17 protein-coding genes are annotated in these 15,559 nt (G+C 64.4%); 2 read left to right on the top strand and 15 right to left on the bottom strand.

The features are described 5' to 3' along the window. Positions 1-98: 98 nt before the first annotated feature. Entirely contained in the window at positions 99-722 is a 624-nt protein-coding gene (locus AC3IQ7_RS02345; protein ID WP_099377823.1) for a TetR/AcrR family transcriptional regulator, read from the top strand. Here the strand turns inward: AC3IQ7_RS02345 and AC3IQ7_RS02340 are convergent. Together AC3IQ7_RS02340 and AC3IQ7_RS02335 are read right to left on the bottom strand one after the other, a co-directional pair. Then, positions 695-1,801, bottom strand: coding sequence for a WD40/YVTN/BNR-like repeat-containing protein (locus tag AC3IQ7_RS02340; protein WP_489208259.1), 1,107 nt, complete (start codon positions 1,799-1,801; stop codon positions 695-697). The two genes, AC3IQ7_RS02345 and AC3IQ7_RS02340, sit on opposite strands and share 28 nt — an antisense overlap. A 4-nt stretch (positions 1,802-1,805) precedes the next feature. Beyond that, positions 1,806-2,075: a MoaD/ThiS family protein gene (locus AC3IQ7_RS02335; RefSeq protein WP_219310226.1), complete on the bottom strand. Its 270-nt coding sequence runs from the start codon at positions 2,073-2,075 to the stop codon at positions 1,806-1,808. A 92-nt stretch (positions 2,076-2,167) separates the two neighbouring features. On the opposite strand from AC3IQ7_RS02335, the gene AC3IQ7_RS02330 reads away from it, so the two are divergent. Then, positions 2,168-2,479 carry a hypothetical protein gene (locus AC3IQ7_RS02330; RefSeq protein WP_071325785.1) on the top strand — a complete coding sequence of 104 codons (312 nt, stop codon included), beginning with the start codon at positions 2,168-2,170 and terminating at the stop codon, positions 2,477-2,479. Between the two features lies 1 nt (position 2,480). Here AC3IQ7_RS02330 and AC3IQ7_RS02325 read toward each other — a convergent pair whose 3' ends face one another. The 13 genes from AC3IQ7_RS02325 to AC3IQ7_RS02265 all read right to left on the bottom strand — a co-directional run bounded on the left by AC3IQ7_RS02325 (position 2,481) and on the right by AC3IQ7_RS02265 (position 15,493). Further along, a complete protein-coding gene (locus AC3IQ7_RS02325) occupies positions 2,481-2,771 on the bottom strand; it encodes a 2Fe-2S iron-sulfur cluster-binding protein (protein WP_099377820.1) in 291 nt (96 codons plus the stop codon). A gap of 16 nt (positions 2,772-2,787) precedes the next feature. Then, a complete protein-coding gene (locus tag AC3IQ7_RS02320) occupies positions 2,788-3,936 on the bottom strand; it encodes a Gfo/Idh/MocA family protein (protein ID WP_233516122.1) in 1,149 nt (382 codons plus the stop codon). 9 nt (positions 3,937-3,945) lie between these two features. Further along, positions 3,946-4,998 carry a sugar phosphate isomerase/epimerase family protein gene (locus AC3IQ7_RS02315; RefSeq protein ID WP_489208257.1) on the bottom strand — a complete coding sequence of 351 codons (1,053 nt, stop codon included), beginning with the start codon at positions 4,996-4,998 and terminating at the stop codon, positions 3,946-3,948. 46 nt (positions 4,999-5,044) lie between these two features. Next, the gene (locus AC3IQ7_RS02310; RefSeq protein ID WP_225243231.1) at positions 5,045-5,980 is read right to left on the bottom strand and encodes a substrate-binding domain-containing protein; all 936 of its coding nucleotides are present in this window, start codon (positions 5,978-5,980) and stop codon (positions 5,045-5,047) included. Positions 5,981-6,068: 88 nt separating this feature from the next. Beyond that, positions 6,069-7,076, bottom strand: a complete 1,008-nt coding sequence (locus tag AC3IQ7_RS02305; protein WP_099377816.1) for an ABC transporter permease — start codon at positions 7,074-7,076, stop codon at positions 6,069-6,071. Beyond that, positions 7,057-8,544, bottom strand: coding sequence for a sugar ABC transporter ATP-binding protein (locus tag AC3IQ7_RS02300; RefSeq protein ID WP_489208255.1), 1,488 nt, complete (start codon positions 8,542-8,544; stop codon positions 7,057-7,059). The genes AC3IQ7_RS02305 and AC3IQ7_RS02300 overlap by 20 nt, the downstream gene beginning before the upstream one ends. Further along, positions 8,544-9,569, bottom strand: coding sequence for a LacI family DNA-binding transcriptional regulator (locus tag AC3IQ7_RS02295; protein ID WP_233516121.1), 1,026 nt, complete (start codon positions 9,567-9,569; stop codon positions 8,544-8,546). Before AC3IQ7_RS02295 ends, AC3IQ7_RS02300 begins: the two co-directional genes overlap by 1 nt. A gap of 126 nt (positions 9,570-9,695) precedes the next feature. Then, positions 9,696-10,283, bottom strand: coding sequence for a hypothetical protein (locus AC3IQ7_RS02290; RefSeq protein WP_099377813.1), 588 nt, complete (start codon positions 10,281-10,283; stop codon positions 9,696-9,698). Between the two features lie 24 nt (positions 10,284-10,307). After that, positions 10,308-11,219, bottom strand: a complete 912-nt coding sequence (locus tag AC3IQ7_RS02285; RefSeq protein WP_322426598.1) for a glycerophosphodiester phosphodiesterase — start codon at positions 11,217-11,219, stop codon at positions 10,308-10,310. After that, positions 11,194-12,798: a hypothetical protein gene (locus AC3IQ7_RS02280; protein WP_489208254.1), complete on the bottom strand. Its 1,605-nt coding sequence runs from the start codon at positions 12,796-12,798 to the stop codon at positions 11,194-11,196. The genes AC3IQ7_RS02285 and AC3IQ7_RS02280 overlap by 26 nt, the downstream gene beginning before the upstream one ends. Position 12,799: 1 nt before the next feature. After that, complete coding sequence (locus AC3IQ7_RS02275; protein WP_489208253.1) at positions 12,800-13,675, bottom strand: hypothetical protein; 876 nt, start codon at positions 13,673-13,675, stop codon at positions 12,800-12,802. Positions 13,676-13,703: 28 nt separating this feature from the next. Continuing rightward, the gene (locus tag AC3IQ7_RS02270) at positions 13,704-14,732 is read right to left on the bottom strand and encodes a hypothetical protein (protein WP_322426596.1); all 1,029 of its coding nucleotides are present in this window, start codon (positions 14,730-14,732) and stop codon (positions 13,704-13,706) included. Further along, positions 14,729-15,493, bottom strand: a complete 765-nt coding sequence (locus AC3IQ7_RS02265) for a hypothetical protein (RefSeq protein ID WP_489208251.1) — start codon at positions 15,491-15,493, stop codon at positions 14,729-14,731. The genes AC3IQ7_RS02270 and AC3IQ7_RS02265 overlap by 4 nt, the downstream gene beginning before the upstream one ends. Positions 15,494-15,559: the final 66 nt, after the last annotated feature.

The following is a 15,559-nucleotide window of genomic DNA, read 5'->3' as shown; positions in this document are numbered from 1 at the left end:
ATGTACAAGGGTTAAATTACACTACACAGTGTAGTTCCTATTTCTAGCAAAGTAAACCAAGAGGTGTAAAATATTGTTTTCAAAGGAGATTTTCAGCCATGGCAGCACCGCAACGCCTCACCGACCGCAAGCGCGTCGCCATCGTCGATGCCGCCATCGCCGAGTTCCGCGACCACGGTTTTGATGCGACCAGCATGGACAGGATCGCTGCCACGGCCGCCGTTTCCAAGCGCACCGTGTACAACCACTTCCCCAGCAAGGACGAGTTGTTCGCGGAAATCCTGCAACGCATGTGGGAAAGCAGCGTGGCCCAGCCCGCCGTGCCCTATGTTGCCGACCAGCCGCTGCGCCCGCAAGTGCTGGCCCTGGTCGAGCAGAAAATGGTGTTGTTATGCGACGCGGCCTTTATCGACCTGGCGCGCGTGATCTTTGGCGAAACCATCCACTCGCCCGAGCGGGCGCAAGCCATGGTGGCGCGCCTGAATGAAAAGGAAACGGGCCTGAATATCTGGATTCGGGCGGCGCAGCAAGACGGGCGCATCAAGGCAGGCGAGACGCTGGAAGTGGCGCACCTGCTGATGTCTCCGTTAAAAACCTTTGCCTTCTGGCCGCAGATCACCATGGGTGAGCCTCTGCTGGGCCCGGCACGCCGGCGCGAAGTGACGGAACTGGCCGTCGATATCTTCCTGTGCTACTACGGCGTGGCAAAACAGACGGCATAAACGGGCGGCAAGTGGGCAGAGATGGTCTGCCAGTGTTCGCCCTCGTCGCCCGAATACCAGGCGCCGCCCGTCGTCGACGCCATCAATAAACTTCGGCCATCATCGGCCAGCGCCAGCCCGTGGCGGTAGATGAGGTCGTAGCAATGCTGCTGCGGCAAGCCCGCGCGCAAGACCTCGAAGGTTTTACCGCCATCGCGCGTGCGCGTGACGGCAAGCGCGCCATCGATGGGAATGCGCAGCACGTCCGCCTGCGCCGGCACAAACCAGGCCGTGTCGCCATTGCGCGGATGCACGGCCACGGCAAAGCCGAAATGCGACAGCGGCGCCGTGGTGACTTCCTGCCACTGCCAGCCGGCATCGTCCGAGCGCCAGATGCCGTTATGGTGCTGGCACCACAGCGCGTCCGGCGTGCCGGTGCTGCGCACGATGCGGTGCGGATCTTGCACGGCTTCGTTTTCATCGAGCTCGGGCGGCATGTAGTCGGCGCGCATGCCCGTCGCGCTCAGGGCCCAGCTGGCACCGCCATCGAGCGTTTGCCACACGCCGCCGCAGGACACGCCGACCAGCACTTTATGACTGTCGCGCGGGTCGACGCAGATGCTGTGGATACCGGGCACGTCGTAGCCGCCGCCAAACCACTGCGCCCGCTGCGGCACGTTCCACAAGGATTCCACCAGCTGCCAGCTGTCGCCGCGGTCGCTGGAACGGAACAGGCCGCCAGGTAAAGTCCCTGCCCACAGCACGCCAGGCTGGTCCGCGCCGCCCGCCGCCAGCGACCAGATCTGCCGCACGGTCCAGTCCACGCTATCGGTGCTGCCCTCGGGCTTGGCGGGATAGGCGGGCACGGCGACTTCGCGCCATTCTCCGCTGTCCGCATCGCGCCGGTGCAGCTTGGCGCCGAAGTGCCCCAGGTTCAAGGCCGCGTACAGGGTACCGTCGCGGCCATCGTGCAGCAGCATGGAAACGGGATCGCCGGCAAACTGCACCAGCGCCAGCTGCCAGGCACCGGCCGCATCGACATCGAACTGGAACAAGCCCTTGCGGGTGCCGAGATACGCGCGCTGCGGGACTGCTGTCATGGCATCAACCTCCTGAAAGGGCCTGCAAGATATACACCTGGCTGTCGGGCCGCAAGGCATCGTCGAGCACGCGTCGCTCGCGGCAGCGGGCGCCGTCGATGAAGATCACCACATTGGGGCGCAAGGCCCCCTGCTCGTCGAGCACATAACCGCGCAGGCGCGGCTGCTGCGCAAACGCGCTATCCAAGGCGGCGCGCAGGCGTGGCGCAGCCACCTCGAGCGTGGGGACGTCCAGGAAGCGTGCCAGTTGTTGCGTAAAATGCAGATGCGCCATGCTGCCCTTCGACGTCCTCGGCCTCGACTCATTCTAGTCCGCTTTGCGGCCAATACAATTAAAATAGCGGCAAGCACACAAGGAGGCCAGGCATGACGATTACCCCGGAAGAACTAGCGGTGCTGATGCAGGAAGTGGAAGTGGCCGATCCCATCGATTTTGCCGACTTGCCCTTCGACGAGCAGGAATTGCGCGGGCTGATCGCCAACCACCTGTGCGAGATGGCCGACGCGATGGAAAGTTTCAGCCCGGAAGACCGCAACCTGGCCCTGCTGGCCGTGGCGGCCAAGCTGGTGTTGGAAAACCTCGTCTTGCACGTGCAGTTGCTGCGCCGCCACGGCTTGCCCGTCAGCGACAGCGTGGAAGCGCTGCTGCAGCGCCTCAAGGGCGGCAAGCCGTCCTGAATTAATTGCCCGTGCGCACGGCGCGCGCCTGAATGGTGAGATCGCTTTCCGCCACGGCCACGCAGGGCAGGATGTAGCCGTCGAAGCGTTCATCGGGGCTAATGCCGGGCCAGTCCACCGTATAGCGCACCTTTCCCTCGGGCATGTGACAGAGGCAGGTGCGGCAAGTGCCGTTGCGGCAGGAACTGAGCAGGCGGATGCCGGCCAGCTCGGCGGCGGCCAGCAGAGTCGTTCCCGCGTCGGCCGGGAATTGCCAGCCTTGCGGAAGGATGGTGATGGTAAAGGAGCGCATGGCTCCAGTGTAACAGTCAGCTTGCCAGGGTCGTCCAGCTCGCGCCATTGGCATGGCTGCGCAGCACGGCTTCCGCAAAGGCCAGGCCGGCCACGCCATCGGTGACGGTGGGCAGCCAGCTGGCTTCCTTGGGCACGGGCAAGCCCGATTGCAACGCACGTATGCGCAAAGCCGCATCCAGGTACAGCTGGGCGAACGCTTCCAGGTACCCTTCCGGATGGCCGGCCGGCACGCGCGTGGCGTGGCGCGCGGCGGCGCTGTCGACCCGGCCAGGACGCAGCAGTTGCCGGTTGCCGCCCTGCGGCGTACACCACAGTGCATTCGGTTGTTCCTGGTCAAAGTCCAGTTGCGCCTTGCTGCCGAACAGGCGCAGGCGCACCGTGTTTTCGCAACCGGTCGCCACCTGGCTGGCCCACAGGGTGCCTTTCGCTCCGTTGGCGTAGCGCAGCATCACCTGCACGTGGTCGTCCAAGGTGCGATTCGGTACAAAAGTCGACAATTCCGCCAGCACGGACTGCGGCGTCAAGCCGCTGACAAACTGCGCCAGGTGATACGCGTGCAAGCCCACGTCGAGCAGGGTGCCGCCTGGGCCAGCTTTCAGCGGGTCGTTATGCCAGTTGCCTTCGTTCATGCCGCCCGCCGCGATGGCATCGGCCAGCCAATCCTGCGAATATTCCACTTGTACGAGGCGCAGCTCGCCGATCTCGCCCGCCTCGACCATGGCTTTCGCGTGGCGCAGCAGCGGGTAGCCGCTGTAGGTATGCGTGAGCGCAAACAGCAGATTTTTCCGCTCGGCCAGCGCCGCCAGCTTTTGCCCTTCCGCCAGCGAGATGCCCAGCGGCTTGTCGCAGATCACATGGATACCCGCTTCCAGGAACGCCGTGGCGACGGGCGCGTGCAAGTGATTCGGCGTGACGATGGCCACGGCTTCGATGCCGTCCGCACGCGCGGCCTCCGCCTGCGCCATGGCGCGGTAATCGCTGTAGCAGCGCTCGGGCGCCAGGTGCAGCGCCGCGCCGCTGTCACGCGCGCGGTCCGGGTCGGACGACAGGGCGCCCGCCACCAGTTCATATTGGTCGTCGATGCGCGCCGCGATGCGGTGCACGGCGCCGATGAATGCGCCCTGCCCGCCCCCTACCATGCCCAGCCGTAAGCGTCGCTGCATGTCGTTTCCTTATTTCAAGCCAAGCAAGTGATGGATTTGATCCTGGTCAACCGCACTGCCCGCGAAATCGTCAAATGCGTGTTCGGCCACGTGGATGATGTGATCGCGGATGAAACGTGCGCCCTCTGCAGCGCCATCTTCCGGGTGTTTCAAACAGCATTCCCATTCCAGCACGGCCCAGCCGGGGAAATCGTACTGCGCCATCTTGGAAAAGATGGCCTTGAAATCGATCTGCCCATCGCCCAGCGAGCGGAAGCGCCCGGCCCGGTCTTGCCAGTCGGCATAGCCGCCATACACGCCCTGGCGCCCGTTCGGCCGGAATTCCGCATCTTTCACATGGAAGGCCTTGATGCGCGCATGATAAATGTCGATGAAGGCCAGGTAGTCGAGCTGCTGCAGCACGAAGTGGCTGGGGTCGTACAAGATCGACGCGCGCGGGTGGTCGTTGACGGCGGCCAGGAAGCGCTCGAAGGTCACGCCGTCATGCAAGTCCTCGCCCGGATGCAATTCATAGCAGACGTCCACACCGGCCGCGTCAAACGCATCGAGGATGGGCAGCCAGCGTTTGGCCAGCTCGGCAAATGCCGTTTCCACCAGGCCAGCCGGGCGCTGCGGCCATGGATACAGATACGGCCAGGCCAGCGCGCCGGAAAACGTCACGTGCGCCGTCAAACCCAGGCGCTGCGAGGCGGTGGCCGCCCACAGCAGTTGCTGCGTGGCCCAGGCCGTGCGCGCGGCGGGATCGCCGCGTACGTGTTCGGGCGCAAAGCCGTCGAACAGGGCGTCGTAGGCGGGATGCACGGCGATCAGCTGACCCTGCAAGTGCGTCGACAGTTCCGTCACCTGCAAGCCATGGCGCGCCAGCAAAGCTTTCACGTCGTCACAATACTGCTGGCTATTGGCCGCTTGTTCCAGATCAAACAATCGCGGCGCCGTCGGCAGCTGCAAGCCCTTGTAGCCCAGGCCGGCCGCCCATTGCGCCAGGTGATCGAGCGAGTCGAACGGCGGTTCATCGCCGAGAAACTGGGCCAGGAAAATGGCCGGGCCCTGGATGGTTTTCATGGGTATCCTTTAGCCCCCAGGAATCTGGCCCTGGGGGAGGTTCAATTTAAAAAGGCGAGTTCGGAAAGTAAAACTGCTTGGCGTTCTCGCGCGTGATCAGCACCGAAGGGATGATCGTGTTGGCCGGCAATTTATCACCTTTCAGGCGCGCTTCCGTCGTCAGCTTGATGGCGTCGTACATGAACTTTGGCGAGTAGGACACGTCGGCCACGATCAGCGGGTCGGAACCGTCCATGATCTTTTTCACGGCGCCCTTGGCGCCCGCGCCGCCGAACACTTGCTTGATGTCCGTGCGCTTGGCTTGCGCGATGGCTTTTTGCACGCCGATGGCCATGTCGTCATCGGCGGCCCAGACGGCGTCGATGTGCTTGAAGCGGGTCAGGTAATCCTGCATGACCTTGAAGGCATCGTCGCGGTTCCAGTTGCCATATTTGGCGTCGAGCACCTTGATCTCGGGATGGCCCTTCATCACGGCACTGAATGCATCGTAGCGTTCGTTGTCGAGGGTGGTCGGCATGCCGCGCAGCACGACGATATTGCCCTTGCCATTCAGGCTTTTCGCCAGGTATTCGGCCGGCAGCTTGCCGAAGGCCGTGTTGTCGCCCGCGATGTACGCATCCTGCGATTGCGTGTTCGTCAAGCCACGGTCGACCACGGTCACGTAGACGCCCTTGTTTTTCACTTGCGCGACGGGCTGCGTCAGCGAGGCCGATTCGATGGGGAAGATCACCAGGGTGTTGATCTTGTTCACCGTCAACATGTCCTGCAGCTGATTGGCCTGCTCGGGCGCCGTGGCGGCCGTCTTGACGATGATCTTCAGGCCAGGATGGGCTTTTTCCAGTTCCGCCTTGGCCTGGTTCGCCCACCAGACGATGCCGGAAGTAAAACTGTGCGTGGCCGTGGGTATGGCCACGCCCACCACCAGCTTTTCTGCGGCTTGCGCACTAGGCAGCGCCCACGCCTGCATCACCAGCACTGCCATCCCTGCTACCCGTATAAAGCTCTTCATGCTGCTCTCCTCCAAGGTTGTGGGCGCCCGTTGGCTGCCCTTTCAGAACGCCGCTGTGTTTTTATTTGCGGCCTCGCTGCAGGAAGGCGACGGCAATGATCACCACGCCTTGCACTGCGGCATTCAGGTAGACACTGATGATGCTGGTCAAATTCAGGATATTGCTGATCACGGACAAGAGGATGGCGCCGATCACGGTGCCGACGATGCGCCCCTCTCCGCCCTTCAGGGCCGTGCCGCCGACGACGACGGCGGCGATGGCTTCGAGTTCCCACAGCAAGCCCGTCGTCGGCGTAGCCGAGCCCAGGCGCGGTACGTACAGCACCGTGGCGATCCCCACGCAGACGCCCAGCAGCATATAGGTGGCAATTTTCACCTTGTCGACATTGATGGCCGCATAGCGCGCCACTTGCTCGTTGGAACCAATCGCCTGCACGTGGCGGCCAAAGGTCGTGCGGTTCAAAATGATGGCGCCGGCCGCGGCGACAAACAGGAAAATCCAGATGGGTATCGGCGCGCCCAGAACGCTCGTGTAGTACACGGGGCTGTACAGCTCGGACAGGGTGGCGTCCAGCGTCAGGGCACCGCCATCAGCCAGGTAGGTCAAGACGGCGCGGAAGATGCCCAAGGTGCCCAGGGTAACAATGAACGGCTCGATATTGCCCTTGCTGATGAGCAAGCCGTGCATCAGGCCGAATCCGGCACCCAATACCAGCGCCATGGCGATGCCCAGCACCAGCATGGTGATCGGCGCCAGGTTGCCGCCCGCGCCTTGCGCCAGCGCATTCATGAAATAAATCATGCAGCCGGCGATCAGGGCCGCCATCGAGCCGACCGATAAATCGATGCCGCCAGAAATAATGACAAAGGTCATGCCGACGGCGATGATGCCGATAAACGCCGTGCGCGTGAGCACGTTCATCAGGTTGTCGAGGGTGGCGAAGTCGCCGTTGAGCAAGGTGCCCGCGATGCACAGAGATAACAGTCCCAGCACGGGGCCAAAGCCCTTGATGCGCGCGCCGAATCGAGCAATAGGGGATACGGTGGTGTCAGTGCGTGCCGGTTGCATGGGCAATCAACTCCTCTTCAGTCAGGTGGTCAGCAGACAGGGTGGCTTGCAAGGTGCCGGCGCGCATCACGGCCACGCGGTGGCACAGGCCTATCAATTCGATCAGTTCGGATGAAATCACGATCACGGCGCGCCCTTCGGCGGCAAGGCGGTGGATCAGGAAATAAATGTCGCGCTTGGCGCCCACGTCCACGCCACGGCTCGGTTCATCAAGCACGATGACACGCGGGTCCGAATGCAGGTATTTCGCCAGCGCCAGCTTTTGCTGGTTGCCGCCAGACAGCATGCGCGCGCGGCTGTCCAGGTCGCCCGTGCGGATATTGAAATCCTCGACGGCCTTGGCCAGCGCCCCCTTTTCCGCTTTCAAGTCCAGCCACGGCCGCGCATAGCGCTCCATCGTCATCATGGTGAGGTTTTCCCGTAAACCCAGGTTCACGTGCAAGCCCTTGCCCTTGCGGTCTTCGCTCAGATAGGTCATGCCGTGCTGCATGGCTTCACGCGGCGTGCGGATGTCCACGGGCTGGCCATTGATCTCGATCACACCCGCGCTGCGCGGACGCAAGCCCAGCAAGGCCTCGAACGATTCCGTGCGCCCCGCGCCCACCAGGCCCGCAAAGCCCAGCACTTCGCCGGCGCGCACCTCGAAGGACAGATCCTTAGCCCAGCCGGGCACAGACAAACCCTCCACTTTCAGCAACACAGGAGCGTCTTTCGCCAGCGGCACTTTGGCCGGGAACATGTCCGACAATTCGCGCCCCACCATCAGGTTCGCCATCTGCTGGCGCGTCAAGCTGGCCGTCGGCTCGCGCGTGACGAAACGCCCGTCGCGCATGACGATGACCTCGTCCGTGTTGCGCTCGACCTCGTCGAGCTTGTGCGAGATATATAAAATCGTCACGCCATCCGCTTTCAGCTGCGCCATCACGGCAAACAATCGCTGGGTTTCCGCCGACGTCAGGGTGGCCGTCGGCTCGTCCATGATCAGGAAGCGGGCGCGGCGCGACAGGGCCTTGGCGATTTCCACAAGCTGCTTTTCAGCAACTATGAGGTCGCGGATTGTCGTATCGGGCGACACGTCCAGGCCCACCTGTTTCAAGTAACGCGACGCTTCCTCGCGCATGGCGGCCTCGTCGAGCAGCCAGCCGCGCGTTTTCTCGTGGCCTAAAAACATGTTTTGCGCCACCGTCAGGTGCTCGGCCAGGTTGAATTCCTGGTGGATCAGCACGATACCGGCCGACTCCGCCGCGCGCGAACTGGCAAAGCGCCGGGGTTGGCCATCGACCAGCAACTGCCCTTCGCTCACAGCCTCGTAGCCGGCAAGGATTTTCATCAGGGTCGACTTGCCGGCGCCATTTTCACCCAGCAAGCCATACACGCGCCCCGGCGACAAGGTAAAACTGACGCCATGCAAGACGCGCACGGGGCCGAAATCCTTGCAGACCCCCTCGAAACCGACGGCAACGCTCACTATGCACTCCCTCGCAAAATTAATTGGTGTTGCAACAACACGCCAGGCACTTGCGCCGCCGGGTCCGCCAAACGCTGCAGCAACAAGCGGGCCGCCGTCTCGCCCAGCTCGCGCATCGGTTGCGCGATCGTGGTGAGACCGGGGTCGATCTGCGCGGCGATGGCGATATCGTCGAAGCCGATGACGGCCACGTCCTCGGGCACGCGTTTTTTCAGCTGGCGCAGCGCGCTCAAGACGCCAATGGCCAGGGTGTCGGAGACGGCAAAGATGGCCGTTGGGGCATCCGCTTCCGCCATCATCCGCAAGGTGGCGGCCGTGCCCGCTTCGTAATCGAGGCTTTGCACCGTGTGCACCCACTGCGGCTGCACGGGCAGGCCGGCGGCAGCCAGGGTGTCCAGGTAGCCTTGCTGGCGTTGCCGTGCGTACAGATAGCGTTCATCGGAGTTGATCAGGCCGATGCGCGTATGGCCACGCGCCAGCAGATGCGCGACGGCGTCGGAGGCGGCCCGGTGGTTGTCGATGCCGACATACGGCACGGCCACGGCAGGGTCGAATTCGCAGCAGGCCACCCACGGCAGGCTGACGGATTCATGTGACAGGGCGTGCTGCACCGTGTCCGGGTCGAGGCAGATGGCACCGTCGGCGCGGTGCATGCGCAGCAAGTCGAAGTACGAGCGCTCGCGGCCCGCGTCGGCGCCCGTGTCGCACAGCAGCACGAAGTAACCGTGTTCGCGCGCCACCGTATCGATGCCGCGCACGATTTGCGCATAGAAGGGGTTGCCCACGTCGGGCACCATGGTCAGCAGCATGCGGCTCTCGGCCGTGCGCAGGCTGCGCGCCAGGTGGTTCATGCGGTAGCCGAGCGCGGCCACGGAAGCGAGGACCTTGTCGCGCGTGGGCGCCCGCACTCCCGCCTGCTCGTTCATCACGCGCGAGACGGTGGCCACCGACACGCCCGCATGCGCGGCAACGGCGCTGATGGAGACGGTTTCTGTCGGCAAAGGGGATGGGACGGCTGCTGGCATGGCGCTTTTCATATAAATGTAATCGATTACATTTATATGCCAGTCGCGCGCACGATGCAAACATTATCGATGCTGCGATGCGCAAAAACTGTGTAAAAAGCGGCCCTGCGCAGGCCTTCGGAAAAGCTATTTCTGGGGCTGCAAGGCGCTCTGCTGCACGGCAAAACCGGCGCGCACGGCGGACAGGGCCGCCACCCACAGGATCAGGCCGGCACCGAGGCAACCGATGGGATGGATGGGGCCGTGGCGCACGGTGAGCGGATAGCCGATGGCCCATACGCACAGGGCCATGCCGATGGCCAGGTGGCGGCGCGCCTTGAACAGCCAGGCCAGCGGAAAGAAATGCAAGCCCACGATCAAGATGACGGCGGGAATGAACCACGCCTGCAGTCCCATGTTTTTCAGGACGTTACCGACGATGAAGATGGCGATCCATTGCCCCGCATTCACGATATTGAACAGCCTGCCCACGCGCCTGGCCTGCGGCGATTGTTCCGCCGCAGCATGCGCGGCGCGGTGGCGGCGAAACTGGCGCCACGCCAGCATGAACAGCAAGACGGTGATGCCGGCAATCGGCAGCAGCGCCGCGGATTGCGCGCCATACGTCTGCACGCACCAGGCGGCCACCCACAGGCCGCCAAACACGGAAAAGAACATGGCGCCAATGGCGCTACGGGCAAGCGCGGCGGCGGGGTCGGTGTTTGGCATGGTCATGGCATGGTCTCGCAGTGAAAGTGCTTACTTCATCATCGCACAAAACGTCTCGGGATTGCCATCAAGAATGACGCCGCTGGGCCAGCGGTGGCTGCGCTGCTGCGCGCGCAGCAAGGACGCGGCCAGGGCCGAGTCGCCATCGACGGCGTACACGAAGACGGGCATGTTCAGGCTGGCTGCATCGGCCAGCAAATTCGGATTGGCGTCCAGGCTGCGCGCATCCACGTGCACGCCCGTGGGCATGCCGATCTGTTGCTGCACGCGCTGCAGCCACGGCTTGTCCAGCTTGGGCGGACGGGCATTTTTCGCGATGTAGCGGCTGACCCGGTTGGCGCCGGCCGCCTGCGCATTGCGCGCGTCAAACACGAGCAGGCCCAGGTAACCCTGCGGGTCGGCGCGGCGCGCGCACGCCAGGTTGTTCGGCACGCCTGACGTCAAGAACCAGTTGCCGTGCTTGATATTCGCGCGCAACTGCCCCACCAGGGTGTTGATCGGCGCGCACGACGCCACGACGTCCTTGATTTCCGCATTCAGGGTTTTCGCCGGGAAAGCCGTCGCCAGGTCGGCAACATCGCTGACGAACGGCGGCGTTTCCGGCGTGGCCACGCCACGGTTCTTCATGCTGGCGGCGCGCCAGTCGTCGGCCGTCAACTGTTTCACGGTGCGGGGCGAGCCCGTGTCGACGACTCTGCCAGTCAACAGATCGTGGTGCACCACCCAGCTGCCGTCGCCGAGCAGCTGCAAGTCCGTCTCGACGCCGTCCCAGGTGCCGAAATACGTGTTGCGCAGCGCGCTCAGCGAGTTTTCCGGCGCATTGCCGGCGCCACGGTGGGCGTGCACCTTCATGCCCAGGCAGTCGGCCTGTACAAACGTGCTGAACATGGAAAGCAGCAAGGCCAGCGTGGACGCCTTATTTTTGTTGCGCGTGATAGCCATAGTGAATTCCCTGCAAAACGTGGATGCGGATCGCTTCGTTGACGGGGTAGCTGTAGCCCTGCCCCACCGCCACGACGTGCGTGATATTGGCCAGGATGGCCTTGCCGGCGAGATTCCAGCGCGTGCTGTCGGGCTCACCCTGGCGCGTCCAGTCCAGCATTTGCCGGAACAGCTCGCTACGCGTGACGTTGTTGTCGAGGATGGACAGCATGCCCCAGGTGCCTGCAAAGGCCGTCGCCAGCACGCCCGTGGCGATCCAGGCGGAACGCCGGCTCAGCTGCCCATCGGCACCCGCCTGCTCGCCACGGCGCATGGCCAGTAGCAATAATACGACGGTAGCGATCAGGTACAGCAATTTGGAAAAGTGGCCGATGGCGCCCAGCAGCGAGAAGAACAGGGCCACGGGCGGTACGATGGCGGCGCGCGCCGCTTCCTTGCCCTCGTGGAAGAACCTGCCACCCGCTTCAAAATCCGTGCGGCTGGCGCGGTATTCCACCAGTTTTTCCGCCGTCTGGCGATCGAGGAACTGCTCGAACAGGCGCCCGAACTCGGCCGGACTCGCATACGCGGCCTGCACCGTGGCGCTGGCCGGCAACTTCAACGCTTCGCGCAATTCCGCCTGCACGCCGGGGCGCGCGACAAAGGCGGCAAACGGCAAGCCCGGCGGGATGCGCTCGCCGCGCACGGAGACGCCCTTGCTGGCCGCCTCGGCCGTGTAACGGCGCTTGACGGCGGCGCGGAAGCCCTGCTCGTCGTCGGTACGCCAGTTGGCGGGCACGGGCACTTTCTTACGCACATTATTGACGACCGCCGCCTGGCGCCGCATCGGCACCGAATGCGGCTGCCAGCCGCGCCGCGACAGGCTGCTCACGTATTCCTGCCACGAGGATTGTTGCTTGGCGCGCAAGCCGGCATCGCTATCGGGGATGATGCCCGCATACAATTCCCACTTGCCGGCCAGCTCGCGCATGGCCTCTTGATATTTGTCATAGTAGCCGGACGGGCCGCCTGCCACCTGGCGCACGTTGGCCCGCACCAGCTGCTCCTTGGCCGGTCCCATGCGCTCGTCAAGATGGCCGACCGAGACGGCCAGGAAGGGGAACAGGGCCAGGAAGGACTTGCCTTCCGGCTTGGCGAACAGGGTGGGATCGTCGACCAGGCCCTGCAGCTGCAAGCTGCCGCCTACCAGCGAACGCTGCAGCAAGGTGGTGTTGAAGGCCATGCGGCGAAATTCCGCGTCGCGCGTATTGACCAGCACATTCACCGTGGTTTTCAGCACGCCGAAGACGACGCCGGCCGTCACCACGCAGCAAACGATGATCTTTGTCCAGCCCGGGCCGCTGCCATTGTTCTTCAGGCGGCGGCGCCACATCAGTTGCAGCACCACCAGCGCGGCGGCGATGCCCGACAGGCTGCGGCCGTAGAATTCCACCCCTTCCACGTCTTCCGGCTTGACGTTGCCACCCACCACGTCGAGCAGGCGGGCATTGAAGCCCAGCTCGAAGCACAGGTAGATAATCGTCAAGATGATCAGGATCAAGGTCTGCCGGATTTGCAGACTGCGCAAACTCGCGGCCATCTTATTTCCTCAAGTCAATGACGACGGGCTTGATTTCTTCCGTCTGGAAACTCATGGCGGCCGGCACGCGCGAGGCGCTGTCGGCGGCACGTGCGGCCTGAGCCGCCGTTGCCGGGGCGCCTTGCACGGTGCGGGCTGGCGCCGGCGCTTCCTGCGCCACCTGGCGGCGGTTCCGGCTGGTCGCGCGGGTGGCCGGTTTCGCGGCCGGTGCCGGTGCGGCGGCCGGAGCGGCGGGAATCACGCGTCCGCTGTCACTGCCGGGCATGTTGGCGATGACGGGGCCGGTGGCGCGCAAGGCGTCGTCGGCAAACGGCTGCGCGCGCGTATCGACGCCGGGCGGCACGGGCACGCTGGCGTTGAGCAAACGGCTGTCCGTGTAGATCATGCGCGCCAGGCGGTTGTAGTTGGGGAAGTCGATATTCAGCGATTTTGCATCCGCCGCCAGTTCCACGCGGGGGCGGTCCTTGCAATTGCCGACCGTCCACTGCAGCACGTCCGTACCCTGGAAAGCCAGCACTTCATAGCGGTAGGCGCAGCCGCGCTCCTGGGTTTCGACGATCACCACGGTGCGCTCGCCCACGTTTTCCACGCGCGCCACGCGGGCCGTGACGGCCTTGTCCAACGGCACGACGCGAAACGCCTGCGACAGCTTGATCGAATACTTGCCCTTCGTATCCTTGCGCAAGGTGCCTTCCGTGCCATCGCGCAAGCGGAAGGTGGAAATCGGCGTGCCGAACAACTCGGCCGTATCGAGGCCCATCAACACGCCGCCACGGCCGTTCGGCGTCATGGCGCAGCCCGTCAACAGGACGCCGGCGGCCAGGCCCATGGCCAGCTTGCGCCAGTGCGCGGATGCAAAATTCTTATACGTTGTCATGCTGGATAACTTTCTCTTATTTCAAAATTCAAGGATTGATCACGGCCAGCGGATTGCCCGGGCCTGGCGGCGGCAAGACTTTCTGGCGGTTGCGCGACAGCACGGTGAAAGCGCCCAAGGTGTCCGGTCCGGCGACGATTTCCAGCTGCTCGCGCTGCAGCCAGGTGCGGATTTCCGCCTCCGTTGCCTCTGCACGGAACAGCACGCGCGTGCGCACGCCCGTCTCGACGCCGCTGCCGCCGTTGCGGAACTCCGCGTTGCCAACAACGGCGCCCTCTTTCGGCAGGAACAGCCACGCCGATTGCACCACCATCACGCTGGCGGCCACGGCCGTGACGATTTTCAGCCAGCGGTTCGCATTGCCTGCCTGCACAGGCTTCGATATCGGCGCCACTGCATCGGCCGGGGCGATCTGCAATTGCTGCAAGCCCTGGCGCAGCAATTGCCGGTAGGCCACGCGGCCATCCTTGCCCAGCTCGCTCGACAGCGGTGTGCCCGTCAAGGCGTAATCGTCGCCGGGCATGGCCACGCGGGCGATCACGCCCGGCTCCGCGGCTACCCCCGCTCCGTTCGCGCGGCCATGCGTTTCCAGCCAGCGCGCCGCCTGCAGGCGCTCCTGGCTGAACACACCCAGGCAGGCGCCCAGGTCCGTCACGGCCAGGGTCACGGGCATGTCGCACAGCACCAGGCCGGCACGGGGGTCGGCGGGCGCGTCGCGCTGCTCGACCACCAGGCCGCAGGCGTCCGCATACGCTGTATCCGGCGTGACGAGCCAGCCGCGCCAGCGCTGCCGCGTGCTGTCCCAGGCGTCGAGCAGCACGGCGCCAAAGCCGGGGCAGCGTGCCAGCAGGTGAATCTGTCCGCCTGCGATGGGCCGCCCGGCCAGCGGCGCGGCGTCGCTGCGGCGCGCAAAACGTTCCATCAGGTGTTCCGGCACGGCAATGCCACGCCAGTCCGGGGTAGCGCCGGCCACATCCTCATCCAGCATGTCGATGGCAGACGGGGGCGACGGCAGGCGCGCGGCAACGATGGCCAGTGTGGGCGTCAATGCAGTCATGCCGGTGGCCTTTCATCAGTGTTCGGGTGGGTGGACACGGGGTCCAGGTGCAGGGATAACGCGGCCACGCACAAAATATCCAAAACTATTTGCGCCGCCTGCAGGTCGCGCTCGGCCAGAGTGTCGCCCACGCGCAGCTTGAGCAGGGTCAAGACCCAGCTGCCCAGCAAGGTGGCGCGGTGGGCCGGCTCGACGATCTGCCGGCCCGCGCTGGCAGGATCGCCCTTCTGCCTGTGCACGAGGCCCAGCTTGCCGCCGTGGTAATGCGCGGAAGCAATCTGCTCGGCCAGTTCCTTGACGGGCATGCCGCCGCAGCCGCAATGGCGCAGCAGCAAGATCAAGTCACGGGGCAAGGTGGTGATGAAAACGTCCGCCGCTTCGCGCACCTGCTGCGGCGTGAGCTGATAGTCGCGCAGCGGTTCCGCATAGGCGTCGGGCGCGCGCAGTGCGCAGCCTTCTTGCGCATCGGCATCTTCGTCATCGCGCTGCTTGCGCAACTGGTCGATGATGAAGCGCTTGAAGTACAGGAACAAAGCGCCGATGTGGTGGGGCGCCGCGTCGCTATCGCCGTGCAAGACTTTTTCGATGAAGAACTGGTGGCGCAAGTCGGCCAAGGAATCGCCCAGCGACGCCGCCTCACGCGGGCGGCATGGGGTCAGCGCGGCGACGACGCGCTGGTAAAACTCGCCCAGTTCGCCTTGTGTCAGCTGTTGGCGGCGGGTCCAGAAAGCATGAATCCGTTCAAATTGTTCCGATTGCACAGCCGGTCCGATCGTGTGTTGGGCGGCACGCGCCACTGGCCAGCGGCGACGCACACCGTGCGCTGG

Source organism: Janthinobacterium sp. GL_088 (assembly GCF_057837845.1).
This window is presented reverse-complemented; position numbering and strand designations above follow the sequence as displayed.

Bases quoted from the DNA above. Each gene is read 5' to 3' on its own strand.
- AC3IQ7_RS02345 (WP_099377823.1), top strand. From the start codon at position 99: ATGGCAGCACCGCAACGCCTCACCGACCGCAAGCGCGTCGCCATCGTC.
- AC3IQ7_RS02340 (WP_489208259.1), bottom strand. From the start codon at position 1,801: ATGACAGCAGTCCCGCAGCGCGCGTATCTCGGCACCCGCAAGGGCTTG.
- AC3IQ7_RS02335 (WP_219310226.1), bottom strand. From the start codon at position 2,075: ATGGCGCATCTGCATTTTACGCAACAACTGGCACGCTTCCTGGACGTC.
- AC3IQ7_RS02330 (WP_071325785.1), top strand. From the start codon at position 2,168: ATGACGATTACCCCGGAAGAACTAGCGGTGCTGATGCAGGAAGTGGAA.
- AC3IQ7_RS02325 (WP_099377820.1), bottom strand. From the start codon at position 2,771: ATGCGCTCCTTTACCATCACCATCCTTCCGCAAGGCTGGCAATTCCCG.
- AC3IQ7_RS02320 (WP_233516122.1), bottom strand. From the start codon at position 3,936: ATGCAGCGACGCTTACGGCTGGGCATGGTAGGGGGCGGGCAGGGCGCA.
- AC3IQ7_RS02315 (WP_489208257.1), bottom strand. From the start codon at position 4,998: ATGAAAACCATCCAGGGCCCGGCCATTTTCCTGGCCCAGTTTCTCGGC.
- AC3IQ7_RS02310 (WP_225243231.1), bottom strand. From the start codon at position 5,980: ATGGCAGTGCTGGTGATGCAGGCGTGGGCGCTGCCTAGTGCGCAAGCC.
- AC3IQ7_RS02305 (WP_099377816.1), bottom strand. From the start codon at position 7,076: ATGCAACCGGCACGCACTGACACCACCGTATCCCCTATTGCTCGATTC.
- AC3IQ7_RS02295 (WP_233516121.1), bottom strand. From the start codon at position 9,569: ATGCCAGCAGCCGTCCCATCCCCTTTGCCGACAGAAACCGTCTCCATC.
- AC3IQ7_RS02290 (WP_099377813.1), bottom strand. From the start codon at position 10,283: ATGACCATGCCAAACACCGACCCCGCCGCCGCGCTTGCCCGTAGCGCC.
- AC3IQ7_RS02285 (WP_322426598.1), bottom strand. From the start codon at position 11,219: ATGGCTATCACGCGCAACAAAAATAAGGCGTCCACGCTGGCCTTGCTG.
- AC3IQ7_RS02280 (WP_489208254.1), bottom strand. From the start codon at position 12,798: ATGGCCGCGAGTTTGCGCAGTCTGCAAATCCGGCAGACCTTGATCCTG.
- AC3IQ7_RS02275 (WP_489208253.1), bottom strand. From the start codon at position 13,675: ATGACAACGTATAAGAATTTTGCATCCGCGCACTGGCGCAAGCTGGCC.
- AC3IQ7_RS02270 (WP_322426596.1), bottom strand. From the start codon at position 14,732: ATGACTGCATTGACGCCCACACTGGCCATCGTTGCCGCGCGCCTGCCG.